Here is a 25,021-nt window from a genome sequence, read left to right as displayed (position 1 = left end):
TTGAGGAGGGAACTTTCATGGCAGTTGAACAGATGACCATGCCCCAGCTTGGGGAGAGTGTAACAGAAGGCACCATCAGCAAATGGCTCGTATCCGTTGGAGATACTGTAAATAAGTACGACCCGATTGCAGAGGTTATGACAGACAAAGTAAATGCAGAGGTCCCGTCCTCTTTTTCAGGCGTCATCAAGGAACTGACAGCTGACGAGGGAGATACGCTTGCTGTGGGTGAAATTATCTGCAAAGTAGAAGTCGGAGGAAGTGCAGAAACAAAAGCACCTGCTCAAGCTGAAACACCTGCAGCTGAAAAATCAGTTCAGGAGCCTGCAAAGGAGCAGGATCAGTCTAATAAGAAGAGATATTCACCAGCTGTCCTTCGCCTGGCTCAGGAGAACGACATTGATCTTGACCAGGTGAACGGCACAGGGGCAGGCGGCAGAATCACAAGAAAAGATGTTCAGCAGCTGATCGAAAGCGGAAATATTCCTAAAGCTGCAGAAGCAGGCAAGCAGGCTCCAGCTGCCGCAGAGAAGCCGGCGCCTTCAGCACAGAATGAAACCCCGGCAGCTCCTGCTCCGGCCAAATCGGTAACTACTCAGGGTGCACCTGTCACCGCGCAGCCTGGAGACGTGGAAATTCCGGTTACCGGGATCCGCAAAGCCATTGCAGCCAACATGCTTCGCAGCAAGCATGAAGCTCCGCACGCCTGGACGATGATGGAAGTGGATGCAACAAATCTCGTTGAATACCGCAACAGTCTTAAAAACGAATTCAAACAAAAAGAAGGCTTTAACCTGACGTTCTTTGCCTTCTTCGTCAAGGCAGTTGCCCAGGCACTGAAAGAATTCCCGCAAATCAACTCCATGTGGGCTGGCGACAGCATCATCCAGAAAAAAGACATCAACATTTCGATTGCAGTAGCAACAGATGATGCGCTTTTCGTCCCTGTCATCAAACATGCGGACGAAAAAACCATCAAAGGCATAGCACGCGAAATATCAGAGCTTGCAGGAAAAGTCCGTGCCGGCAAACTGTCTGCAGATGACATGAAAGGCGGCACCTTTACGGTTAACAACACAGGATCATTCGGCTCTGTCCAGTCCATGGGCATTATCAATTACCCGCAGGCTGCCATCCTACAGGTCGAATCCATCGTGAAGCGCCCGGTTGTCATGAACAACGGCATGATCGCTGTAAGAGACATGGTCAACCTCTGCATGTCCCTAGATCACCGCGTACTCGACGGCCTGATCTGCGGAAGATTTTTGGCGCGGGTGAAAGAAATCATCGAACAAACATCAAAAGAAACAACGTCGATCTATTAAAAAATTGGCAGGCAGGAAAACTTCGGTTTTTTCTGCCTGTTTTTTTGCATTTAGGTGGCAGGGGGAATTCGTCGAGAGGACGAGGGGAGAAAGAGAAAATGATACCCTATAAATTGGTGCGGCGGGAATATGGGATAGCAAAAAGGGAGAATGGTACCTTATAAATCGGTGCGGGAAGGATATGGGGTAGCAAAAAGGAAAAATGGTACCGTATAAATCGGCGCTGGAAGAATACAGGAAATCAAAAAGAGAAAATGCTACCCTATAAATCGGCGAGGTGGGAATATGGGGTATAAAAGTAAAAAATGGTCAGCTATAATTGGTGCGGCAGAACCCCTTCAAAGTGTTCCAACCCCCAACCCCTCCACCAATCCACCCCATAAAAAAAGTGCCCCAACAGCAATAGCTGCAGAACACTTTTTAAATAACCGCTTTTGGAACCAGCATCCGAAAATGCTGATGCAGAATGCGGATGGATTCGGGAGTGGAGGAGTAGACTTCTCCGTCGGTGTCGCAGTTCATTTCGACTTCCGTTTCAATTTTCATGATGCTTGTCCGGTAATGCTGGAGCTGTGAATCGAGATGGTCCCAGTCGATGCTGTCTTTCATGGTGAAGATTTCTTTTAATACCGTGAAGCTAGCCTCTTTTATAATAAAGATATCTGCAAGGCCGTCATCTATTTGTATGTCAGGGTAAGGAAGCTCGTTTGTTCCGATCATCCGTCCGTTTGCAAGCAGGACCATGATGGCTTCGTCTTCTATGACTCTGTCATCAAGCTCCAGTTTAAAGGTAAATGGCTTCATGCTTTTGATTGTTCGGAGTGCGCTGAGAAAGTAGCTGACTCTTCCAAGCAGTGCTTTTTCAGTGTCGTTAATATTTTCAGATGTTTCGGCGATCAGGCCGATGCCCCAGAAATTGAGGAAATAACCGCTTGTGGATTCGGCTGCATCTACTCCGCGCAATTCGCCTTCAAACATGCTTTCTGCAGCTTTTCTCAGGTTTTGTGGAATGCCCAGTGTTCTGGAAAAATCGTTGCAGGTGCCTCCCGGAAGGATGGCAATGACAGGTCTGTTTACAAGTCCCCCAAGACCGTTTATGCACTCATGAACGGTTCCGTCACCCCCAAGAATGATGACGATATCACTTTCTTCACCATGCTCTCGGCAGAATTCCAGGGCGTCCAGTGGTTTTTTCGTCTGCAGCAGCAACAGCTGCTCCACATGCTGCGAGATAATGGGAATACAAACGCCAAGCGTCTTTTCCGCATCTTTTTGACCGGCATTGCCATTGTAGATAAGAATGCCCTTTTTAAATTCAGCCATAAAAAAACCCCTTACGAGCAAAAGTCATTTAAAAGTTAAAAAGATCTCCGACTGCCTTAAACACAGCACGGAGCAAATAATAGATGATGCGGAAAGGAAGAAGGATAAGAAATTCTGCCAGTTCAAGGAGATCGAACAGGAAATCAAGCCATTTGCTGCTTCTTTTTTTTCGCTTCTTTTTTAATCCGAATGGTCTCTTCTTCATTAAATTATCCTCTCTTCCGTTAAATGAAACATCTTTCTTCTTATACGTTTTAAAACAAGCTCCGGTTTCAATTATGAATTACATTTGCTGACTTCTGCAAGGTGTACTAAAATAAAAGAAACTAAGTTTTTATTATTTTCAAAAATGTAAACGCATTCTTTTGCGTCAAGGGGGTGTGCTTCCTTCAGGGAAGCGGGAGAATGAAGCAAAGAATCAGCAGGGAAAGATATGATTTTGAAAAAGCAACCGAACAAATGTGGGTGGAAGAAGCAGAAAGAGCTCTAAAGGGTAAAAGCATAGATACTCTCTCAAGAAAAACATATGAAGGCATTACACTGCGTCCTGTATACACAGAGCAAAACAGCCGCGCGGCACATCAAGTTCCTGAGCATCAGCATAAACAAAACGGCTGGGCAGTAAGCCAAAAACTTCAGAAATCAGTAACGCCTGAAAAACTGAAAGCGGAAATTCATGAGGCGCTGAAATGCGGACAGGAAACAATTCATCTTGAGGATGTTTATTTTCTCAATACATATGAAGATATTCAACTTGCGTTTGAAAACACTGATTTATCTGTGACCCCGTTTCACATTTCGCTCAAAGAAAACATCGGATTTTTTCCGATTTTCACAGCCTTCCTGAAAAACCGGAATGGAAGCGGCCGGTTTGCTTTTGATCCGCTTGGGGAGTGGATTGAGAGCGGGGGAAGCCATATGCCGCTTTCAGAAAAACTGGATGCTGCGGCAGATATGATGAAGGCGCTGGAAGAAGCAAACCTGCCGGACGTCAAAACCATCCTTTTGGACGGGCAGATTTACCGGAATGCCGGAGCTTCTGCGAAAGAGGAGCTTGCCTATACATTCGCCAATGCCATTGAACTCTTCAATGCATTAAAAGAACGGGGTGTGCCTGTTGATGTGATTGCCGGCAGAACGGCATTTTCATTTTCGGCAGCGGCGCCGTTCTTTATGGAAATTGCCAAGTTCAGAGCAGCTAAAAAACTGTGGGCTGCTGTTTTAAGCGGGTTTGGTGCAGATCCACTGAAGTTCCCGATTGATCTGCATGCGGCCACATCAATGATCACGAAAACGAGACACGATATTCACGTCAATATGCTGAGGGCAGCGACAGAAGCATTTTCTGCTGTTGTCGGTGGAGTCAGCAGCCTGTCAATTTCACCATTTGATGAAGTGCTTGGCAAGCCGGGCAAAACCGGAGAACGGGTGGCTAGAAACACGCATTACGTGCTGAAAGAAGAAAGCCATCTTTCAAAGGTGCAGGACCCTGCAGCCGGCTCATGGTACATTGAAGAACTGACAAGTGAGCTTGCAGAGCAATCATGGAAGGAAATTCAGGCAATTGAAACGCTTGGAGGCTTTGCAGAGGCTGCAAAGACCGAGTATATCCAGAACCATTTAAGCAGTCTGCTTGAGAAGCGCTTGGAGGATATCAGCAAACGGAATGCGCAGTTGATTGGAACGAACGTTTATGCCAATCTTCAGGAATCAGCATACGAGGCGAAGGCAAAAGAAAGAGTGAATCCTGGGAAAAGCACAACCAATTCTGCACCTGACATTGCGAAATGGATACAGGAAGCTTATACAGTCAAAGCAACAGAACTCAACAGCCTGATGTACCGGGATGAACTTCAGGACGGGGTAAAACCGCTGATGCAAAAGAGACTTTCCGAGCCGTTTGAAGAGCTCAGGGCTGCTTCGTCAAGATTTAAAGAAGAAACAGGTAGGTTTCCTTCAATTGATGTAGTCGTGCTTGGTAATCCGATTGATTATAAAGCAAGACTTGATTTTACAGCAGGCCTGCTTGCTGCAGGAGGCGTGGAAGCAAAAATCACGGCCATGAATGAGGCAGAGGCAGATAAGCCTGTCATCCTATGCGGAACAGACGAAGAATACGGATTGCTGGACCTAAAAAACCTGTCGGAAAAACATCCGCTCTTCCTTGCAGGGCGTTTTAAGACCGAATATGCTTCTGCCCTGTACCAGGGGATGAATGTGCATGAGTTTTCAAAAAATCTTCATAGTTACTTGGGGGTGAAGTAAATGAGCCGGATCAGTTTTGCAAATGTAGAATGGTCTGAACGAAAGAGTGCAGAAAGACAGGCAGCCTCCACAGAAGCGTTTCTGTCAAACGAAGGAATTCCGCTTAAACCAGCCTATACTGAGGAAGACAGAAAAGAGATGCCATTCTTGGACAGCTATCCGGGCATTGCTCCTTTTTTAAGAGGCCCGTATTCCACGATGTATGTGAACCGACCTTGGACAATCAGGCAGTATGCCGGCTTTTCAACCGCGGAAGACAGCAACGCGTTTTACCGCCGGAATCTGGCCATGGGGCAAAAAGGCCTTTCGGTTGCCTTTGACCTTGCCACGCACAGAGGCTATGACTCCGACCATCCAAGAGTCGAAGGAGATGTCGGGAAAGCTGGAGTTGCCATTGATTCAATCCTGGATATGAAAATTCTCTTTCAGGACATTCCGCTCGATCAGATGTCAGTGTCGATGACAATGAACGGGGCTGTGCTTCCGATTATGGCCTTTTATATCGTGACAGCGGAAGAACAGGGGGTCTCTAAAGAGAAGCTTGCAGGTACGATTCAAAATGATATTTTAAAAGAGTACATGGTGAGAAATACGTATATTTACCCTCCTGATACATCCATGAGAATCATAGGGGATATTTTTGAGTACACCGCAAAGCATATGCCGAAGTTCAACAGCATCAGTATTTCTGGCTATCATATGCAGGAAGCTGGGGCAACGGCGGATATAGAGCTTGCTTACACGCTTGCAGACGGACTTGAATATATCCGTACGGGGTTGAAGGCCGGTCTTACCATCGATCAGTTTGCGCCGAGGCTTTCGTTCTTCTGGGCAATTGGCATGAATTATTTTATGGAAGTGGCCAAAATGAGAGCGGCGAGATTGATGTGGGCACAGATTGTGAAACAGTTTGAGCCGAAAAATCCGAAATCGCTCGCGCTGCGTACACACTCTCAGACATCCGGCTGGAGCTTGACTGCACAGGATCCTTTTAATAATGTCATCCGGACATGCCTTGAAGCACATGCCGCTGCCATGGGCCATACCCAGTCTCTGCATACAAATGCGCTTGACGAGGCGATTGCCCTGCCGACTGATTTTTCTGCGAGGATTGCTAGGAATACTCAGCTTTATCTTCAGGCGGAATCAGGCATCTGCGATGTGATTGACCCTTGGGGAGGATCCCATTATGTGGAGTCACTGACTAAGCAGCTGATGGATAAGGCGTGGGAACACATTGAAGAAGTTGAAAATCTCGGGGGAATGGCAAAAGCAATCGAGACCGGTCTTCCTAAAATGAAAATTGAAGAAGCTGCCGCAAAACGCCAGGCGAAAATTGACTCCGGATCAGAAATGATAATCGGCGTGAATAAATTTCAAGTCGAGGAAGAGGATCCGATAGAGATTCTTTCTATTGATAATACGGAAGTAAGGCGCAAGCAGATTGAGAGACTTCAAGTGCTTAAGGCATCGCGTGATCAGATGCAGGTGGATCAAGCGCTTCAGGCTCTCACAGAAGCCGTGAAGACGGGAGAGGGGAACCTCCTTGAGCTTTCGGTGGAAGCTGCGCGGGCCAGAGCCACTCTCGGTGAAATTTCAGACGCTGTTGAAAAAGCGTCTAAGCGCCATCAGGCAGTGATCCGGTCAATCAGCGGCGTGTACAGTTCAGAGTTTTCAAATGAAGAAGAAATTGAAAGCGTCAGAAGGATGACCGATGAATTTTCACAGCTGGAAGGAAGAAGGCCCCGTATTCTGATAGCGAAAATGGGGCAGGACGGACATGATCGCGGAGCGAAGGTAGTTGCCACCGCTTATGCAGATTTAGGCTTTGACGTTGACATCGGCCCTTTATTTCAGACTCCTGCAGAAACGGCGGCACAGGCTGTTGAAAATGATGTGCATATCGTCGGGATGAGCTCGCTTGCAGCCGGACACAAAACCCTTCTGCCGCAGCTTGTTCAGGAACTGAAGGCTTTGGGAAGAGAAGATATCATGGTCATCGTCGGCGGCGTGATTCCGTATCAGGATTACGACTTCCTTCTCAGCAACGGTGCTTCTGCTATTTTCGGTCCTGGAACGGTGATTCCGAATGCTGCAAAAATCATGCTTGAAAAAGTGTATGAACGTCTTGGCTATGAGGCAGCAGAAGAATGACCGACGCTCCTAAACGAAGAAAAAAGGCAGGAGAAGCTGAAAAGAGTGCAAACGAGTATGCAGACGGCGTGCTAAGCGGAAATAAAGTCGCGGTTGCCCAAGCCATTACGCTCGTAGAAAGCAATGCGGAAAAGCACTTCGAAACGGCCCAGGAGATGATTGAAGTGCTGCAGCAGCGGACAAGCAAGTCCGTCCGGATCGGGATTACAGGCGTTCCTGGGGCCGGAAAAAGCACTTTCATAGATGCCTTCGGAACGTATTTGTGCACAAAGGGACATAGGGTGGCTGTACTTGCTGTCGACCCGAGCAGCAAGGTGTCTAAAGGCAGCATTCTTGGAGACAAAACGAGAATGGAGCGGCTGTCCAGAAATCCGGATGCCTTTATCCGTCCTTCCCCGTCTGGCGGAACCCTGGGGGGAGTAACCAGAAAAACGAGAGAATCCATCATTGTCTGCGAAGCGGCTGGCTATGACGTGATCCTGGTCGAAACAGTGGGTGTCGGCCAGGGGGAATTTGCAATCAGAGGCATGGTTGATTTTTTCCTTCTCCTCGTCCTCACCGGTGCAGGTGACGAGCTTCAGACGATGAAAAAGGGGATCATGGAGCTGCCGGACCTGGTTGTCGTCAATAAAGCGGATGGAGATAACGTAAAGAATGCAGAGAGAGCAAGACATGAATATAATCAGATTCTTCACTTTCTGACATCCTACACAAGAGGGTGGGAAACAAAGGCTGTCACGGCTTCTGCCATTCAGGAAAAAGGAATTGAAGAAATCTGGGACATGGTTACGGCTTTTCTGGACATAACAAAGAAAAGCGGCGTGTTTGAAAAAAGAAGACAGCTTCAGCAAAAAGAGTGGCTCTATGAAATGATTCAGGAACAGCTGAAGCATCACTTTTTCCAGCATCCTTCGATAAAAGGAACGATGCCTGTCCTCGAACAGGAGGTCATCAGCGGAAAACGCCCGGTTTCTGGAAGCGTCAAAGAGCTGATTGCAGCCTTTTTAGAAAGGTGAGTCTTGCATTACAGTAGTTTTTTTCAAAATCTGCTGGTAGAATAGATGTATAGTGTGTATAAAGGAGATGCAACCAATGAATATTGATTTTAATATGTTTATGAACGATGTCGTTGCTCAGGCTAGAAAAGAGATTACGGCTGCAGGCTATACAGAGCTGAAAACACCTGAAGACGTTGAAGAAACGTTCAAAAAAGAAGGAACAACGCTTGTTATGATCAACTCCGTCTGCGGATGTGCCGGTGGAATTGCAAGACCGGCAGCTGCGCATTCCGTGCATTATGATAAACGTCCTGACCGACTTGTAACGGTTTTTGCAGGACAGGACAAAGAAGCGACTGCATACGCCAGAGACTTTTTTACGGGTTATCCGCCATCATCTCCGTCTTTTGCCCTGCTAAAAGATGGAAAACTCATGACTATGGTCGAGCGCCACGAAATTGAAGGACATGACCCGATGAGTGTTGTAGCAAAGCTTCAGGAAGCATTTGACCAATATTGCGAAGAAATCTAAACTGCCGCTTATGCGGCAGTTTTTTTTTGCGTAATTATATTTTTCCATAGTTTAACATTCTTTCTTACTATAATAATCTTGCATAAAAATAAATTATTAAAAGATATATTGCATATTTATAAGTCTGTGTTAAAATACATTTATTCGGATATTTATTCGTGAAAAAAGTCTTGTAAATTATTATTCTATAGAAGATAATGTTATTAAATTTAGAATTTTAAGAAAATAACGAGGGGGAAGTAGAAATGAAGAAGTTTGCACTATTATTGATTTCGATTTTGGTGATTGGAGTTCTTGCTGCCTGCGGTTCTTCGGAAACATCAGGCAAAGAGGAGAAAAAAGTCCTAAAAATGGCAACATCAGCCGATTATCCTCCATTTGAGTACATTGACACGGCAAAAGGAAGCGAGATTATCGGATTTGACATCGATCTTGCAAAAGCAATCGGCAAAGAGCTTGGCTATGAAATTGAAGTTCAGGATATGGATTTCACAGGATTGATCCCAGCACTTCAGGCCAACAAAGCTGACCTGGTCCTTGCAGGAATGACGCCTACTGAAGAGCGTAAAAAGAGCGTAGATTTCTCAGATGTTTATTACACGGCAAAGCATATGATCGTGACTAAAAAGGGCAGCGGCATCAAATCAGTTGAAGACCTTGAAGGCAAAACAGTAGGTGTACAGCTTGCATCCATTCAAGAAGGAAAAGCAGAAGAAATCGCTGAAACAGTGAACATTAAAGTAGAAAACCGCAACAGAATCCCTGAGCTGATTCAGGAAATGAAAGCCGGCCGCTTTGACGCTGCGATTATTGAAGATACAGTAGCAAAAGGCTACTTCAAAAATGACAAAGAGCTTGAAGGCACAGTCATTGAAGACGGTGAAACAGAAGAAGCAGGCTCTGCGATTGCATTCCCGAAAGACAGCAAATATGCTGAGGAATTCAATAAAGTGCTGAACGAAATGAAAGAAAACGGCGAACTTGAAAAGCTTGTCTTGAAATGGTTCGGCGGAGAAGAATAAGCAGTCAATTCAGGAAAACGTTCAACACACGAATGTTGAACGTTTTTTTGTTTAACATGAGAAAGGAGTGTCGAAATCAATGAATCTGGATTTTCCGGCGATAGCGCCCTCGATACCGTTTATCCTTCAGGGGATTCCGGTAACACTTAAGATTGTCGGCCTTTCTGCACTGCTCGGTTTTACACTGGCTGTCATTCTTGCTCTCTTTAAAATCAGCAGAATCAAGCCGCTGATGTGGTTTGCGGATGCATACACATCCATTTTCCGCGGTACACCGCTTATCCTGCAATTATTGATTATTTACTACGGTGCGCCACAGATACTGGGATTTGAAATTGATCCATATCCGGCTGCAGTCGCAACATTCGCTCTTAACTCAGGAGCCTATATTTCAGAAGTAATAAGAGCAGGCATTATGGCCATTGATAAAGGACAGCGTGAAGCGGCAATGGCCCTTGGAGTTCCTTATTCAAAGATGATGAAAGACATTATTTTCCCGCAGGCCATCAAAAACATTCTGCCTGCTTTAATGAACGAATTTATCACCCTTACAAAAGAATCAGCCATCGTGACGATTATCGGGGTTCAGGATATTATGAGAAGCTCCTACATAGTCGGCGGCCAGACGTACCGCTATTTCGAGCCGATCTTAATTGCCGGCCTCATCTATTATGTCATGGTCATTATTTTAACGGTTCTTGGCAAACTTGTTGAAAGGAGAATGGCGCGCAGTGATTAAAGTGGACAACCTTCATAAATCATTCGGTAAATTAGAAGTGCTGAAAGGCATTTCAACACACATTGCAGAAAAAGAAGTTGTGGCCATCATCGGCCCTTCCGGTTCAGGAAAATCCACCTTTCTACGGTGCATGAACAGGCTTGAGGATCCGACTAGCGGCCATATCTATATTAAAGATCAGGATATAACAAACCCGAAAACAGACATCAACAAAGTCCGCCAAAATGTCGGAATGGTGTTTCAGCATTTTCACTTGTTCCCTCATAAAACGGTTCTTGAGAATTTAACGTATGCTCCTCTCACCGTTAAAGGAACTTCAAAAAAAGAAGCAGAGGAACAGGGGCATGAACTGCTTAAAAAAGTCGGACTTGCTGAAAAAGCGCATGAATATCCAAACCGTCTGTCGGGCGGACAGAAACAGCGTGTTGCCATTGCAAGGGCACTGGCGATGAATCCGGAAGTCATGTTGTTTGATGAACCGACATCGGCTCTTGATCCTGAAATGGTCAAAGAAGTACTCGAGGTCATGAAGAACCTCGCATTTTCAGGCATGACGATGGCCATTGTCACGCATGAAATGGGCTTTGCAAGAGAAGTGGCTGACAGGGTTCTTTTCCTGGATGAAGGAAGACTTGTAGAAGATGCTGCGCCAAAAGAGTTCTTTTCGAATCCAAAAACACAGCGTGCTCAAAACTTTCTTGAAAAAATGCTATAATAGCTCTTTAGAAAAAGATGATCATCATGATCATCTTTTTTATCTTTGTGCCTTCAACTGGGCACCGTATGAAAAAAGGATATGAAACCTCATATCACATGAAACGCAAGGGGAAGACACATGTTTAAAATTGGTTACCGCACACTCAAAACAGCACTTGGTGCAGCCATCGCCATCAGTCTTGCAGAGCTTTTCGGACTGCAGAATTTTGCATCTGCCGGCATCCTGACGATTCTATGCATCCAGGTGACGAAGAAAAAATCACTTCAGACCTCATGGGCACGTTTTTTTGCCTGCCTGATCGCCATCTTATTTTCCTTTGTCTTTTTCGAAGGAATCGGCTATCATCCGTTTGTGATTGGCCTGCTGCTCTTATTTTTTATTCCCGTTACCGTTCTTTTAAAAGCGAAAGAAGGAATTGTCACAAGCTCGGTCATAATTCTCCATCTCTACACAGCCGCGCATATTACGTTTGATCTGATTTTAAATGAGATTGCGCTGATTGCAACCGGTATCGGAGTAGCGCTTATCATGAACCTTTACATGCCGAGTGTAGATAAAAAGCTGAAAGAATATCAGCTGGAAATTGAGGACCGCCTCTCGAAAATCTTCCTTGAGATTGAGGAATACCTGCTTTCGCATGACAGTTCGTGGGATGGAAAGGAAATCACAGAAACAGCCGCCATCATCAACGAAGCAAAAACGCTCGCGTTCAGAGATGTAGAAAATCATTTTATGAGACATGAAAACCTCTACTATCATTATTTTAAAATGAGGGAAAAACAGTTTGAAATCATTGAGAGGGTACTGCCGATCATTGCCTCAATCAAAGTAACGGTCGATCAGGCGGAGATTGTGGCGGACTTTATCCGCGAAGTGAGAGAAGCCATCCATCCCGGCAACACCGCTCACAAATTTCTTGTAAAGCTTGCTGAGATGAGAAAAATGTTCGAAGAAATGCCGCTTCCCGAAACCCGGGAAGAATTCGAGGCACGGGCCTCGCTCTTGCACTTTGTCCGTGAGATGGAACAATATCTAGTGATAAAAAGTCAATTTAAAGGCATGTCCAAAAAGAATGAAATGAAGCCTGCAGGAGCATCATAATTCAAAAAGGGTGATAGACTTTGAAAATGCTGTTCCTGCTCATAATGTTCCTGTCTCCGCTTTGGCCGCTCGGACAAAATCCGTCAGTCGGCGATCCGTACCTCATCATTAATAAGCAGACGAACGAACTTGCTTATATTGATAACGGGCAGATTATTAAAACCTTTGATGTGGCAACAGGAAAAAACGATGATCTGACGCCTGAGGGAGAATTTACAATCACAGTTAAGGCGGCAGAGCCCTATTACCGGAAAAAAGATATTCCCGGCGGAGATCCGAAAAATCCTCTTGGCACAAGGTGGATCGGCTTTGACGCCGAAAACACAGATGGACGGATTTACGGCATCCACGGCACAAACAACGAGGATTCCATCGGATCCTTCGTCACCCAGGGGTGCGTGCGCATGTACAACGAAGAAGTCGAGATCCTCTTTGAACATATTCCGGTTGGGACCAAAGTGTTTATCACAAAAAACGGCAAGTCCTTTGAAGAGATCGCAGCTGAAAAAGGGGCAATTAAAAAAGGTGATTCCTGAGAATCACCTTTTTTGGCGTCTTTTTATCTGCCTGTGAGGGCTAAACGGTCGGCTCCGCTTTTCGCATTGTCCAGCTCCATCGCCTAACTCCTCGGCCAGAACGGCTTCGCCGCAAAAAGCAATACCGGCTTTTTCCGTCGAATCCTTTTCTGTCCTTCGGAGCTGAACAAGGCGATTCCGCTTTTCTTGGTGTCCAGCTCCGCCTCCCAGCCCTTCCGTCAGAACAAAATCCCCCAAAAAGTCTAAACCCGGACTTTTTGGGTGATTTCTTTTCTGCCTGTCAGGGCTAATCGGTCGGCTCCGCTTTTCGCATTGTCCAGCTCCATCGCCTAACTCCACGGCCAGAACGGCTTCGCCGCAAAAAGCAAAACCGGCTTTTTCCGTCGAATCCTTTTCTGTCCTTCGGAGCTGAACAAGGCGATTCCGCTTTTCTTATTAGAACCACATGCTCATCCCAGCTAAAAGAGTTGTTGCCAGCATGACGAAGAGCATGAGATAGATAATGACTTTTTGAAATCGTTTAGACATGTCTTTCACTCCATTTCAGAGGGTTTGTCCTTTTATTTTAACGCGGATAGGAGGTACGGACAAGGGAGGAGATATGAACAAAGATGGACATTTTTGCCCGAAAAAGAAGGAATTTCGTCGATTGGCAAAGAAGTATGTCATGTTCACGATGTTAAGCGTTTTCATCATGAGGAGGGGAAGAAATGGTCAAAAAGGTCGATCACATTGGGGTAGCCGTCCATTCAATTGAAGCGGTGCTTCCTTTTTATCAGGAAACACTCGGGTTGAAGCTTGAAGGAGTGGAAACGGTGGAAGAACAGGGAGTCAAAGTGGCTTTTCTGAAAGCAGGGGAAACGAAAATTGAGCTGCTTGAGCCGGTTTCAAAAGAAAGTGCTGTAGCCAGGTTCATCGAAAAGCGCGGTGAAGGCATACATCATTTGGCTTTGGCAGTAGATGATATAGGAATGAGGATTCATGAATTGAAAGAACATGGGATCAAAATGATCGATGATACTCCAAGAAACGGTGCAGGCGGTGCCTCCATTGCTTTCCTGCATCCTAAAGCTGCAAATGGAGTGCTGGTTGAACTATGTGAAAAGAAAGGAGGAACGATATCATGAACATCGATATCTTTGATAAAATCAACGAGCTATATGACCGGAGACGGGAAGTTGAGATGGGCGGCGGGGATGAGCGCATTGAAAAGCAGCACGAAAAGGGCAAGCTGACTGCACGGGAGAGAATAGACCTTTTGGTTGATGAAGGCACGTTCGTTGAAATGAATCCTTTTATTGAGCACCGCTGCAATGATTTCGGGCTGAGCGGGAAAAAAGGGCCGGGTGACGGCGTTGTGACCGGCTACGGTAAAGTAAACGGCCGTCCAATTTATTTGTTCTCACAGGACTTTACGGTATTTGGCGGAGCCTTGGGCGAAATGCACGCCAAAAAGATTGCTGCAGTCATGGATCTTGCCGCAAAAAGCGGAACTCCTTTCGTCGGCCTGAATGACTCCGGAGGTGCCAGGATTCAGGAAGGTGTGGTATCATTAGATGGCTACGGGCAGATCTTTTACAGGAATACCATCTATTCAGGTGTCATTCCGCAAATATCTGTCATTCTCGGGCCGTGTGCCGGCGGAGCCGTATATTCTCCGGCAATCACCGATTTTGTGTTCATGGTCGAGAAAACAAGTCAGATGTTCATTACAGGGCCTAAGGTCATTGAGACCGTGACCGGAGAAAAAATCAGCTCAGAGGATCTGGGCGGGGCCAAAGTACATAATACGATCAGCGGGAATGCCCATTTTTCCGGTCAGACGGAGGAAGAAGTGCTTTCCCAGGTACGAAAATTACTTACATATTTGCCGCAGAACAACCAGGAAAAAACGCCGGTTCTGCCGCATGAAGAAGAGTCTGACTACAGGCCGAATCTCACGGACTGCATTCCGTTTGATGCTCTTAGACCCTATGACGTCAGAGTGGTCATTGAGGAAGTCGCGGATAAAGGATCTTTTTACGAGGTTCAAAAAGACTTTGCAAAAAACATTGTTGTCGGGTTTGCGCGCATAAAAGGAGAAGTTGTGGGCCTTGTCTGCAATCAGCCGAAATATATGGCCGGCGGGCTTGATATTGATTCATCCGACAAAGCATCCAGATTCATTCGCTTCTGCGATTCATTCCAGATTCCGCTGATTACTTTTGAAGACGTGACCGGCTTTTTCCCGGGAATTAAACAGGAGCACGGGGGAATTATCCGCCACGGGGCAAAAATTTTATACGCCTACTCAGAGGCAACGGTGCCAAAGCTTACGGTCATTCTCCGCAAAGCATACGGCGGAGCGTATGTGGCGCTGAACAGCAAATCGATCGGAGCGGATCTGGTATTTGCTTGGCCGAATGCCGAGATCGCAGTTATGGGTCCTCAGGGTGCTGCGAATATTATTTTTGCCAGAGAGATTGAAAACAGCGAGAATCCGGAAGAGACGCGGGCAGCTAAAATTGAGGAGTACCGCGAAAAATTCGCCAATCCTTATGTCGCAGCAAGCCAGGGGATGGTCGATGACGTAATTGACCCCCGCGATACAAGAATAAAGCTTATTCAGGCGCTCGAGATGCTGCGCACAAAGCAGGAGCAGCGTCCTGCCAAAAAACATGGAAACATTCCGCTTTAAGCCTAGGAGGAAACAAACATGATTAATCAAGAACGTTTAGTGAATGAGTTTTTAGAGCTTGTTCAAATTGATTCTGAAACAAAATTCGAAACAGAAATCGCCAAAGTCCTGACTGAGAAATTTGAAGCACTTGGCGTCCGTGTTGAAGAAGATGATACAACAAGTATTACAGGTCACGGTGCAGGCAACTTGATCTGCACATTGGATGCTGTGCAGGACGGCATTGATCCGATTTATTTTACCTCCCATATGGACACGGTTGTTCCGGGAAAAGGAATAAAACCTTCTATTAAAGACGGATACATTGTAACAGACGGCACGACCATTCTTGGAGCAGATGACAAAACCGGATTATCGGCTATGCTTGAGGCTGTCCGTGTGCTGAAAGAAAACAATATCGCACACGGGAAAATTGAATTCATTATCACAGTTGGTGAAGAGTCAGGTCTTGTAGGTGCAAAAGCATTGGACGGATCTAAAGTGACGGCTAAATTCGGCTATGCCCTTGATAGTGACGGAAAAGTAGGAACCATTATCGTGGCTGCTCCGACACAGGCAAAAGTGAGAGCGTCTATTTTCGGCAAGACCGCCCACGCAGGCGTTGCACCGGAAAAGGGCATTTCTGCGATTACGATTGCTTCAAAAGCGATTGCAAAAATGCCGCTTGGAAGAATTGATCATGAAACAACAGCCAACATCGGACGATTCGAAGGCGGCACGCAAACAAACATTGTGTGCGACCAAGTGAATATCCTAGCTGAAGCGAGATCACTCGTTCCTGAAAAAATGGAAGCTCAAACAGCTAAAATGAAAGAAGCGTTCGAAAGTGCGGCGGCTGAAATGGGAGGCCGTGTAGAAGTTGAAATCGAAGTGATGTATCCTGGCTTTAAGTTTGGCGAAGGAGATCACGTTGTAGAAGTGGCAAAGCGCGCGGCAGCAAACATCGGCCGCACAAGCGAACTTCAGACAAGCGGCGGCGGAAGTGACGCAAACGTAATTGCCGGCTTTGACATCCCGACTGTCAACCTTGCTGTCGGATACGAAGACATCCACACGACAAATGAGAAGATGCCAATCGAAGAACTTGTCAAAACAGCCGAGCTTGTGGTATCAATAATCAAAGAAGTAGCTAAAAGCGAATAATTGAAAAAATGGCAGGCACATGGATTGTGTCTGCTGTTTTACATCATAGAAAGAGGTGCAGATCATGGGAAGAAGAGAAAAGGCAACATTTGCAGGCGGCTGTTTTTGGTGCATGGTGAAGCCGTTCGACGAACAGCCGGGGATTATTGAAGTTGTTTCAGGCTATACGGGGGGAACACTTGAAAATCCGTCATATGAACAAATCAAAACAGGTGAAACAGGACACAGGGAAGCGGTTGAAATTACCTTTGATCCGGATGTCTTTTCCTATGACACCCTGCTTGAACTCTATTGGCCGCAGATTGATCCGACAGATGACGGCGGCCAGTTCTTCGACCGCGGCAGCCAGTACCGCACTGCCATTTTCTATCACACAGAAGAGCAAAAGCTGAAGGCTGAAAAAACAAAGCAGGAAATTGACGCAAGCGGACGCTTTCAAAAGCCTGTCGTGACAGAGATTCTGCCTGCTGCCCCATTTTATCCGGCAGAAGAATACCATCAGAAATTCTACGCGAAAAACCCTGAAAAATACAAACAGGAACGCGAAGAATCCGGAAGAGAAGAGTTTATCCGGAACAACTGGAAGAAATAAAGCAAGCAAGCCCTCTGTTCATCTGGACGGAGGGCTTTATCGATGTTCGGCTCTGTGTTTGTATAAGGTCTGCAATGGGTATTTTCCATATTAAGGAGAGTGATTACAATGAATACATTTAATGAAAGTGCCATTGCATCGTACGTGAGAACAAGAGCCGAAGAAAACTGCAAACTCCTCCAGGAGAACATGGAAGAGCTGGAAAGAGGAAAAATCCTCGGCAGAATGGAAGCTTACAATGAATTTCTGGAGCGGTTTGGATTTGATAAGGTAGAGTGCAAGTAATCAGGGGCAAGCGTAGCACATCATTCTTGTAAGGGATGGTGTGTTTTTGAGTTTCGGGACCGAGAGCTAAATTAAAGGGAGAATCGTACCCTCGGAAACCGAGAAACGATGTGGAAGGGTAAGCAAATGGATGAATCGTACCCTCGGAAACCGAGAAACGATGTGAGAGGGTAAGCAAAAGGCCGAATCGTACCCTCGGAAACTGAGAAACGATGTGGGAGGGTAAGCAAAGTGGTGAATCGTACCCTCGGAAATCGAGAAACGATGTGGGAGGGTAAGCAAATCCTCGAATCGTATCCTCGGAAACCGAGAAACGATGTGGGAGGGTAAGCAAATCCTCGAATCGTATCCTCGGAAACTGAGAAACGATGTGGGAGGGTAAGCAAAGTGGTGAATCGTACCCTCGTAAACTGAGAAACGATCTGCGAGGGTAAGCAAATACACAATCCATGTTCTCACGAGAGAGAACTTCAATAAAATCATGGGGAGCATAAGATGAAACATTTTTTTCAGGGGTTTTTGATTACAGGGATTGGATCATTTATTCTAATCTGTCTGGGGCTGGCACTCTTTGCAGAATTTTATCCTAACGAGGACCCGTCCGTAGGTGCCGGAGTCGGATTTGCAATAGCAATCGGATTTGTGTTTTCTGCACCGGTTGCTGCCATGATTGGAATTGTTGGTGGAGTGCTTACATATGTATTCAAGAAGTACAAGAAGAACTAACAAAACCCCCGGAACATTTTCCGGGGGCTCAACTTATTTATGCACTTGCTTTCATCACTTCATCCGCTTTAATCCGGTTGTACTGGCCTTCTGATTTTGACATCACGATGGCAGCGAGTGTATTGCCGACAAGGTTGACGACTGTGCGGGCCATATCCATGATGCGGTCAACACCTGCAATGAAGGCAAGTCCTTCTGCAGGAATACCGATCGTTCCGAGAGTGGCAAGCAGCACGACGAAGGATGTTCCAGGAACGGCAGCCATCCCTTTAGACGTAACCATCAAGACTAAGATCAGCGTTAATTGCTGAACGATTGTTAATTCAATGCCGTAGACCTGTGCGAGGAACAAGGCAGCGATGGCCTGATAAAGCACTGATCCGTCAAGGTTAAAAGTGTATCCGATCGGAACGACGAAAGACACGATTCCTTTAGGGCATCCCATTTTTTCAAGCTTTTCCATGATGCGGGGAAGGACGGTTTCAGAGCTTGACGTACTGAAGGCAAGCAGCAGCTCGTCCTTAATGTAGCGCAGCAGCATAAAGATATTAACGCCCGCCCATTTCGCCACTGCACCCAGAACGACAATCAGGAAGAAAATCAATGCAGCGTATACTAATAGAACCAATTTTCCAAGAGACAGCAGTGAATCAATTCCAAATTTCGAAACGGTTACTCCAATCAGTGCGAACACGCCGAGTGGAGCCACTTTCATTACGAGATTTACGACGTGGAACATCGCGTGTGAAACACCGTCAAAGAATTGCAGGACGGGCTTTCCGCGTTCTCCGATGGCTGCTACGCCAAGTCCGAAGAGGACGGAGAAAAAGATAATGGCAAGCATATCGCCTTCTACGACAGATTTAAAGAAGTTCGTCGGCACGATATGAAGGAACGTTTCGGCAACCGATTTTTCACTTTGCTCCTCAGATGTGTCAACATACTGCTGGATATCTGTCTTTTGGGCAGATTCAAGGTCAACACCCTGTCCCGGCTGAAAGACGTTTGCAAGCAATACACCGAGTATAATCGCAACGGTTGTAATGATTTCAAAATAGAGAATGGTTTTTCCGCCGAGTCTTCCAACGTTTTTCCCACTCCCGGCACCCGCAACTCCAACAATCAGACTGGAGATGACAATCGGAATCACGATCATTTTGATCAAACGGAGAAACAAGTCGCCAAGCGGCTGCAGCACGGCTGCAAGGCGAGGGTCATTAAACCAGATGAGACCAACTAAAATACCTAAAATCAAACCAATGAAAATTTGGGAAGCCAGTCCCAAACGAAATTTCTTCATAGATGAACCTCCTCTTTGATGTAAGAATTCTGAAAATACAAAAAAAGACCAATCTAAAGTAAGAAAGGTCTTTAATACACAATTAAAGTCTTTCTCCCAATAAAGCATACGAGGTTAACTGTCGGATTCGGGATTGAGAGTTCCCTTCCATTTACGGATTCACCCCAAGGTAAGAGTCTTACCAAATGCATGATTCCCCCGCTCTGAAAAGATTAAGCTTATTATGAAGTTTGTCTGTTTATAAAATCACACAAGATATAATTTACTCTGAATGCAGACAAGTTGTCAATTGTTTTTTACTAGCATTCAGCCTGGACGATACGCTCAGTTGGTACTTCTCATTAGGGTTATGGTAAACTTTTAACATAAAAGAGCCTTGAAAGAAGTTGAATGGAAATGAACGGACGAAACGGTCCAAGAGTGATTCTCCATGTGGATATGAACAGTTTTTACGCATCAGTTGAGATGGCGTTTGAGCCTGAGCTGAGGGGGAAACCGCTGGCCATTGCCGGAAATGTGGAAGAACGGAAGGGAATTGTTGTCACGTGCAGCTATGAGGCAAGAGCCAGGGGCGTGAAAACAACCATGCCGTTGTGGCAGGCGAAGCGCCATTGTCCCGAACTGATTGTCAGGAAGCCGAATTTTGACCGGTACCGGAAGGCATCAAGAGCGATGTTCGACCTTTTAAGAGAATTTACCGAGCTGGTGGAGCCTGTATCTATTGATGAAGGGTATATGGATTTGACGGAATATCTGAAGGAAGGCAATCCGCTTCAAGTGGCAAAAACGATTCAGCAGCGATTGCTTGAAGAGCTGCTTTTGCCATCTAGCATTGGCATTGCCCCGAATAAGTTCCTTGCCAAGATGGCTTCCAATATGAAAAAGCCCCTGGGCATCACCGTCCTCAGGAAAAGGGAGCTTCACGAGACACTGTGGCCGCTTCCAGCAGGGGAGATGCACGGAGTGGGGGAAAAAACGGCAGAAAAACTCCGCACCATCGGCGTTCAGACGATCAAAGATCTGGCTGAAGCCGATCCGATTTCATTGAAACAGCTCCTGGGTATTAACGGTGAACGGCTGAAAAAAAGGGCAAACGGCATAGACAGCAGGGAAGTGAACCCGGACAGCATCCATGATTTTAAGAGCATTGGGAATTCTACCACTCTCTCCAAAGATTCAAGTGATGTTCGCGTCCTGTACGATACTCTGATCCGCCTTTCCCAGTCCGTCAGCATGCGGATGAAACGGAAAGAGGTGCTTGGAACAAAGATCTTTATTACGATCCGCTACTCAGACAGAAGCACATTTACCCGCAGCCGGACAGTCAATAATCCGCTTGGTGAAAAGGAAGAGCTCTACACTCACGCTAAAGAGATTTTTGACAGGCACTGGACGGGAGATCCCGTACGTTTGCTCGGGGTGACGTGCCAGGACCTTGTGCCAAAAGGAGCTGCCTATAAACAGCTGGATCTGTTTTCTTTTCAGGAGGATGCAAAAAAAGAGCCGCTTTTTAAAACGATTGAGGACATTCAGAAAAAATTTGGCGAAAGTGTCATTAAACGCGGGATGAAAGAGGTCCGCCTGGAAGATGATAAAACGAGCGGGACAAGTTTCAATAAAGATTTTTTACGGGAATGAGACAAGGCGCTTTCCTTGATAAAAGCAAGGGCACTGTGTTATTTTACAGAAGGAATGCATATTCATGCGAAAAACGATATTTGGGACAGAAAGGGAGTAAAAACATGTCTAAACAGCAAATTGGCGTCATCGGTTTAGCCGTCATGGGCAAAAACCTCGCTCTTAATATAGAAAGCCGCGGCTATTCGGTATCCGTATATAACCGCTCTTCAGATAAAACAGAAGAAATGCTGAAAGAACACAGCGGCAAGAACCTGACAGGTACATACAGCATTGAAGAATTTGTTCAGTCTCTTGAAACACCGCGCAAAATTCTTCTTATGGTAAAAGCCGGTTTTGCAACAGATGCAACGATCGAGCAGCTTCTTCCTCACCTTGATAAAGGCGATATTCTGATCGACGGCGGAAATACGCTGTACACAGATACACAGCGCAGAAACAAAGAGCTTGCTGAAAGCGGCATTCACTTTATCGGCACCGGCGTTTCAGGCGGAGAGGAAGGAGCCCTTAAAGGACCTTCCATCATGCCTGGCGGACAAAAGGAAGCATTTGAGCTTGTAAAGCCGATTTTTGAAGCGATATCTGCAAAAGTGGACGGAGATCCATGTACAACTTACATCGGTCCTGACGGTGCGGGCCATTATGTGAAAATGGTGCACAATGGCATTGAGTACGGCGATATGCAGCTGATTTCAGAAGCGTATTTCATCCTTAAAAATGTTCTTGGCCTATCTGCACAGGAACTGCATGAAGTATTTGCCGAGTGGAATAAAGGCGAGCTTGACAGCTATCTGATTGAAATCACGGCTGACATTTTCACAAAAACAGATGATGAAACAGGCAAGCCGCTTGTTGATGTGATTCTTGATACAGCAGGACAAAAAGGAACTGGAAAATGGACAAGCAAAAGTGCCCTTGATTTAGGTGTTCCGCTTCCGATTATTACGGAATCCGTGTTTGCCCGCTTCATCTCTGCCATGAAAGATGAGCGTGTAAAAGCGAGCGGCATTCTTTCAGGTCCTTCTGTTACACCATATGAAGGTGACAAAAAAGAACTGATCGAAGTTGTCCGCAAAGCGCTTTATATGAGCAAAATCTGCTCGTATGCACAAGGTTTTGCCCAAATGAGAGCAGCTTCTGAAGAATACAACTGGGATCTTCAGTACGGCGATATCGCGATGATTTTCAGAGGCGGATGCATCATCCGTGCAGCCTTCCTTCAAAAAATCAAAGATGCGTATGACCGTGACGGCGAGCTTGCAAATCTTCTGCTTGATCCATACTTCAAAGAGATCGCAGAAAGCTACCAGGGAGCTCTACGCAAAGTGCTGACTGTTGCCATAGAGCAAGGTGTTCCGGTGCCAAGCTTCTCAGCTGCCCTTTCTTATTACGACAGCTACCGCACGGCTACATTGCCTGCCAACCTGATTCAGGCGCAGCGCGACTATTTCGGAGCGCACACTTATCAGCGTACAGATAAAGAAGGCATTTTCCATACAGAATGGATGTCTAAGTAAAAACAGAACACGGGGCCTTGTGCTCCGTGTTTTTTACTGTTTTTAAACCGGGAAATCCGGGTAAAATGTTACGGATAAGAAAAGAACGGGGGAATGGTGATGCTTTATTTATTGGCGATTTTACTGCCGCCTGTTGCCGTACTGTTTGTCGGCAGACCGTTTCAGGCGCTGCTTAACCTGATTTTGACGCTCATTTTTTATCTTCCGGGAGCTATTCACGCCGTGCTTGTGGTGAAGGATGCAAAAGATGAGAAGCGAATGAAGAAGTACGGAGTGAGGTAACTTAAAAAAGATGCTGACTCTGAAGGAAATTAGCCCGACTCTAGAGAAATAGAGTGGCGGGCTTTGTTTGCTTTCTGAAAAATGTGTGGTAAATGAAAACGAACCATGCTATGATAATATCGAACGAGTGTTCTGTTTAAAAAATGAGATGATGAGGTGTAACATGATCACATCAGTAAATCCTTACATTGTAACAAATGGAAATGGTCAAGAGGCAGTGAAGTTTTATGTGAATGCATTAAATGCTGAACTTGTTTCGATTCAAACATTCGGGGAAATGCCGGAGGATCCGAATCATCCCATTCCCGCTGATGCAAAGGACCGTGTGATGAATGCACAGTTTAAGGCCGGAAATACACTCATGATGCTGTCAGATACGTTCCCTGGAATGCCGTATACTCTCGGTTCGCAGCTTTCCATCGCGATTCATATCGATTCAGCAGACGCAGCCAAAGATGTATTTGAAAAGCTTTCTGCAGGCGGAAATGTCACAATGCCTCTACAGGAAACATTCTGGAGTCCGGCATACGGACAAGTTAAAGACAAATATGGTGTTGAATGGCAAGTATCTGCTGTTAAAGAAAACAAATAATAAGCCTAAAAGAAAGCCCTTCTTGGTTAAGAAGGGTTTTCATCTTTTTACAGGACCGATCAAAGCAAATCGGTTGACTGTAGAGGCTGTAAGAGTATATATTTCTTTAGGTATACGAAATAAAAAGCTGAGGGCGGGATAGAATGTCAACGAAAATAGAAGAAAGACCGCCAGCAGTTCCTGGCTTAAAATATGAAAACAGAATTGTATGGCTGTGGAGTTTAACCGTATGGCTCGTTGTGATGAACACGACGATGTTTAATGTCGCATTGCCGAGCGTGCTTCGCGACTTAAGCCTTTCATCCGGCACTGCATCCTGGATTGTGTCAGGATATTCGATTGCTTTTGCCATCTCAACTCTCACGTACAGCCGTTTATCAGATTTTATTCCGATCTCAAGGCTGCTTGCAGTCGGGCTTGCCATGCTTGGTGCAGCCTCCATTATCGGATTTTTTTCTGAAAGCTTTTATCTGCTTTTATTCGCAAGAGTTCTTCAGGCAGCGGGAGCAGGTGCTGTGCCTGGGCTTGCAATGGTTTTGGCGGGTAAATATATTCCGATTTCAAGAAGAGGAAAGGCGATGTCACTGATTTCGTCTGCGGCATCGCTCGGTTTTGGACTTGGACCCGTTATTGGCGGAGCCATTACAACCTATCTTGGATGGAACTACTTATTCGTAATCACGGCATTTGTAGTCCTGCTTCTTCCCTTGTTTAAAAAATTGCTTCCAAAAGAAGAAGTGCATAAGGTACACTTCGATTCTGTCGGTGGATTGCTGACGGGGCTCGGAGTTACGGGTCTGCTGCTCTTTTTATCCACCATGTCAGTGCCTCTTCTGATTGGCTCGCTGGCCATCTTGTACCTCTTGTGGAGGCATATTCATAAAGTCAGCCTGCCGTTCATGCAGCCTTCGCTGTTTAAAAACAAACAGTATGTGAAGCTTGCTTTATCAGCGTTCTCAGGATTTATTCTGCATTTTTCCGTGCTCTTTATGATGCCAATCATCCTGACAGAGCTGTTTGAAAAAGATCCGGCAGCCATCGGTCTGATTATTTTTCCGGGTGCCATCCTTTCAGCGGTTGCCGCACAGTTCATTGGGCGGCTGATTGACAGATTCGGAAATATACCGCTTATCTCCTTTGGCCATGTGATGCTCATGATTTCACTGTTGATTCTGGCTTTGTTCTCAGGAGAAAATCCATATGCGATTTTGGTTGCCTACATGTTTATGAGCACAGGTTTTTCAAGCCTGACCTCAAGCATCGCAAACGAAGCATCCCGCATCCTGCCGGAGGATGAAATCGGCTCGGGCATGGGACTGATGCAGCTGATCCAATTTTTCGGCGGAGCATTTGGTGTCGCACTGTCAGGTCTCTTGATTGAATGGCAGCATGGTGTTTCGGGCGCAGCTGTTTACACAAACATCTTCTGGGGGATGACATTGCTGATTGGAGCTTCCAGCATTATTTTCTTATCGTATATTCAAAGAAATGCAAAGCTGCTTCAAGCCAAATAGAATAGAAATCAGCATGAAAAACCGCAACTAATTCGTTGCGGT

General features: G+C 45.9%; 25 protein-coding genes and 1 riboswitch. Of the genes, 21 read left to right on the top strand and 4 right to left on the bottom strand.

The window, feature by feature from the left end:
* The first annotated feature begins 17 nt into the window (after positions 1-17).
* Positions 18-1,325: a dihydrolipoamide acetyltransferase family protein gene (locus ACTSEZ_RS09865; RefSeq protein ID WP_369734032.1), complete on the top strand. Its 1,308-nt coding sequence runs from the start codon at positions 18-20 to the stop codon at positions 1,323-1,325.
* Between the two features lie 420 nt (positions 1,326-1,745).
* On the opposite strand, the gene ACTSEZ_RS09860 is transcribed toward ACTSEZ_RS09865, so the two are convergent.
* Positions 1,746-2,648, bottom strand: coding sequence for a YegS/Rv2252/BmrU family lipid kinase (locus tag ACTSEZ_RS09860; RefSeq protein WP_369734030.1), 903 nt, complete (start codon positions 2,646-2,648; stop codon positions 1,746-1,748).
* 28 nt (positions 2,649-2,676) lie between these two features.
* Positions 2,677-2,853, bottom strand: a complete 177-nt coding sequence (locus ACTSEZ_RS09855) for a hypothetical protein (protein WP_282032884.1) — start codon at positions 2,851-2,853, stop codon at positions 2,677-2,679.
* Positions 2,854-3,053: 200 nt separating this feature from the next.
* Between ACTSEZ_RS09855 and ACTSEZ_RS09850 the strand changes: the two genes are divergently transcribed.
* The 9 genes from ACTSEZ_RS09850 to ACTSEZ_RS09810 all read left to right on the top strand — a co-directional run bounded on the left by ACTSEZ_RS09850 (position 3,054) and on the right by ACTSEZ_RS09810 (position 12,713).
* A complete protein-coding gene (locus ACTSEZ_RS09850) occupies positions 3,054-4,913 on the top strand; it encodes a methylmalonyl-CoA mutase family protein (protein WP_369734028.1) in 1,860 nt (619 codons plus the stop codon).
* Positions 4,914-7,067 (top strand): methylmalonyl-CoA mutase, encoded by a 2,154-nt coding sequence (scpA, locus tag ACTSEZ_RS09845; RefSeq protein WP_369734027.1) that lies wholly within the window; start codon positions 4,914-4,916, stop codon positions 7,065-7,067.
* Entirely contained in the window at positions 7,064-8,083 is a 1,020-nt protein-coding gene (meaB, locus tag ACTSEZ_RS09840) for a methylmalonyl Co-A mutase-associated GTPase MeaB (RefSeq protein WP_369734026.1), read from the top strand. The genes scpA and meaB overlap by 4 nt, the downstream gene beginning before the upstream one ends.
* Before the next feature lie 76 nt (positions 8,084-8,159).
* Entirely contained in the window at positions 8,160-8,597 is a 438-nt protein-coding gene (locus ACTSEZ_RS09835) for a BrxA/BrxB family bacilliredoxin (RefSeq protein ID WP_029279834.1), read from the top strand.
* Between the two features lie 245 nt (positions 8,598-8,842).
* Entirely contained in the window at positions 8,843-9,619 is a 777-nt protein-coding gene (locus tag ACTSEZ_RS09830; protein WP_369734024.1) for a transporter substrate-binding domain-containing protein, read from the top strand.
* A gap of 79 nt (positions 9,620-9,698) precedes the next feature.
* The gene (locus ACTSEZ_RS09825; RefSeq protein WP_029279838.1) at positions 9,699-10,358 is read left to right on the top strand and encodes an amino acid ABC transporter permease; all 660 of its coding nucleotides are present in this window, start codon (positions 9,699-9,701) and stop codon (positions 10,356-10,358) included.
* Positions 10,351-11,073, top strand: coding sequence for an amino acid ABC transporter ATP-binding protein (locus ACTSEZ_RS09820; RefSeq protein WP_369734022.1), 723 nt, complete (start codon positions 10,351-10,353; stop codon positions 11,071-11,073). Before ACTSEZ_RS09825 ends, ACTSEZ_RS09820 begins: the two co-directional genes overlap by 8 nt.
* Positions 11,074-11,193: 120 nt before the next feature.
* Entirely contained in the window at positions 11,194-12,177 is a 984-nt protein-coding gene (locus ACTSEZ_RS09815; RefSeq protein WP_369734020.1) for an aromatic acid exporter family protein, read from the top strand.
* A gap of 20 nt (positions 12,178-12,197) precedes the next feature.
* Positions 12,198-12,713, top strand: coding sequence for a L,D-transpeptidase (locus tag ACTSEZ_RS09810; protein ID WP_369734018.1), 516 nt, complete (start codon positions 12,198-12,200; stop codon positions 12,711-12,713).
* Positions 12,714-13,148: 435 nt separating this feature from the next.
* On the opposite strand, the gene prli42 is transcribed toward ACTSEZ_RS09810, so the two are convergent.
* A complete protein-coding gene (gene prli42, locus ACTSEZ_RS09805; protein ID WP_369734016.1) occupies positions 13,149-13,241 on the bottom strand; it encodes a stressosome-associated protein Prli42 in 93 nt (30 codons plus the stop codon).
* 182 nt (positions 13,242-13,423) lie between these two features.
* On the opposite strand from prli42, the gene mce reads away from it, so the two are divergent.
* From mce to ACTSEZ_RS09775, 6 genes are all read left to right on the top strand, one after another.
* Entirely contained in the window at positions 13,424-13,840 is a 417-nt protein-coding gene (mce, locus tag ACTSEZ_RS09800; protein ID WP_369734014.1) for a methylmalonyl-CoA epimerase, read from the top strand.
* Positions 13,841-13,842: 2 nt separating this feature from the next.
* Positions 13,843-15,390, top strand: coding sequence for an acyl-CoA carboxylase subunit beta (locus ACTSEZ_RS09795; protein ID WP_369734095.1), 1,548 nt, complete (start codon positions 13,843-13,845; stop codon positions 15,388-15,390).
* 18 nt (positions 15,391-15,408) lie between these two features.
* Positions 15,409-16,533 carry a M20/M25/M40 family metallo-hydrolase gene (locus ACTSEZ_RS09790; protein WP_369734013.1) on the top strand — a complete coding sequence of 375 codons (1,125 nt, stop codon included), beginning with the start codon at positions 15,409-15,411 and terminating at the stop codon, positions 16,531-16,533.
* A 64-nt stretch (positions 16,534-16,597) separates the two neighbouring features.
* Positions 16,598-17,125 carry a peptide-methionine (S)-S-oxide reductase MsrA gene (msrA, locus tag ACTSEZ_RS09785; protein ID WP_203287963.1) on the top strand — a complete coding sequence of 176 codons (528 nt, stop codon included), beginning with the start codon at positions 16,598-16,600 and terminating at the stop codon, positions 17,123-17,125.
* Between the two features lie 108 nt (positions 17,126-17,233).
* Positions 17,234-17,410 carry a hypothetical protein gene (locus ACTSEZ_RS09780; protein ID WP_369734012.1) on the top strand — a complete coding sequence of 59 codons (177 nt, stop codon included), beginning with the start codon at positions 17,234-17,236 and terminating at the stop codon, positions 17,408-17,410.
* Between the two features lie 495 nt (positions 17,411-17,905).
* On the top strand, positions 17,906-18,136 hold the full coding sequence (locus tag ACTSEZ_RS09775; protein ID WP_029279856.1) for a hypothetical protein: 231 nt from the start codon (positions 17,906-17,908) through the stop codon (positions 18,134-18,136).
* A 37-nt stretch (positions 18,137-18,173) separates the two neighbouring features.
* Here the strand turns inward: ACTSEZ_RS09775 and gltT are convergent, their stop codons facing one another.
* Positions 18,174-19,436 carry a glutamate/proton symporter GltT gene (gene gltT, locus ACTSEZ_RS09770; protein WP_369734010.1) on the bottom strand — a complete coding sequence of 421 codons (1,263 nt, stop codon included), beginning with the start codon at positions 19,434-19,436 and terminating at the stop codon, positions 18,174-18,176.
* An 88-nt stretch (positions 19,437-19,524) separates the two neighbouring features.
* Positions 19,525-19,665, bottom strand: a riboswitch (cyclic di-AMP (ydaO/yuaA leader).
* A gap of 167 nt (positions 19,666-19,832) precedes the next feature.
* Here gltT and ACTSEZ_RS09765 point away from each other — a divergent pair.
* The 5 genes from ACTSEZ_RS09765 to ACTSEZ_RS09745 all read left to right on the top strand — a co-directional run bounded on the left by ACTSEZ_RS09765 (position 19,833) and on the right by ACTSEZ_RS09745 (position 24,979).
* A complete protein-coding gene (locus ACTSEZ_RS09765; protein ID WP_369734009.1) occupies positions 19,833-21,074 on the top strand; it encodes a DNA polymerase IV in 1,242 nt (413 codons plus the stop codon).
* A 104-nt stretch (positions 21,075-21,178) separates the two neighbouring features.
* Entirely contained in the window at positions 21,179-22,591 is a 1,413-nt protein-coding gene (gene gnd, locus ACTSEZ_RS09760) for an NADP-dependent phosphogluconate dehydrogenase (protein ID WP_369734008.1), read from the top strand.
* Positions 22,592-22,690: 99 nt separating this feature from the next.
* A complete protein-coding gene (locus tag ACTSEZ_RS09755; RefSeq protein ID WP_029279862.1) occupies positions 22,691-22,873 on the top strand; it encodes a YqaE/Pmp3 family membrane protein in 183 nt (60 codons plus the stop codon).
* Positions 22,874-23,036: 163 nt separating this feature from the next.
* Positions 23,037-23,465, top strand: a complete 429-nt coding sequence (locus tag ACTSEZ_RS09750; protein WP_369734007.1) for a VOC family protein — start codon at positions 23,037-23,039, stop codon at positions 23,463-23,465.
* Between the two features lie 143 nt (positions 23,466-23,608).
* Positions 23,609-24,979, top strand: a complete 1,371-nt coding sequence (locus ACTSEZ_RS09745) for an MFS transporter (RefSeq protein ID WP_369734006.1) — start codon at positions 23,609-23,611, stop codon at positions 24,977-24,979.
* Positions 24,980-25,021: the final 42 nt, after the last annotated feature.

The sequence above is a fragment of the Metabacillus mesotrionivorans genome (assembly GCF_052171315.1).
In the GTDB taxonomy this organism is placed as follows: domain Bacteria; phylum Bacillota; class Bacilli; order Bacillales; family Bacillaceae; genus Bacillus_P.
The sequence above is the reverse complement of the archived record's forward strand: the minus strand, read 5'-3'. Positions and strand labels throughout refer to the sequence as shown.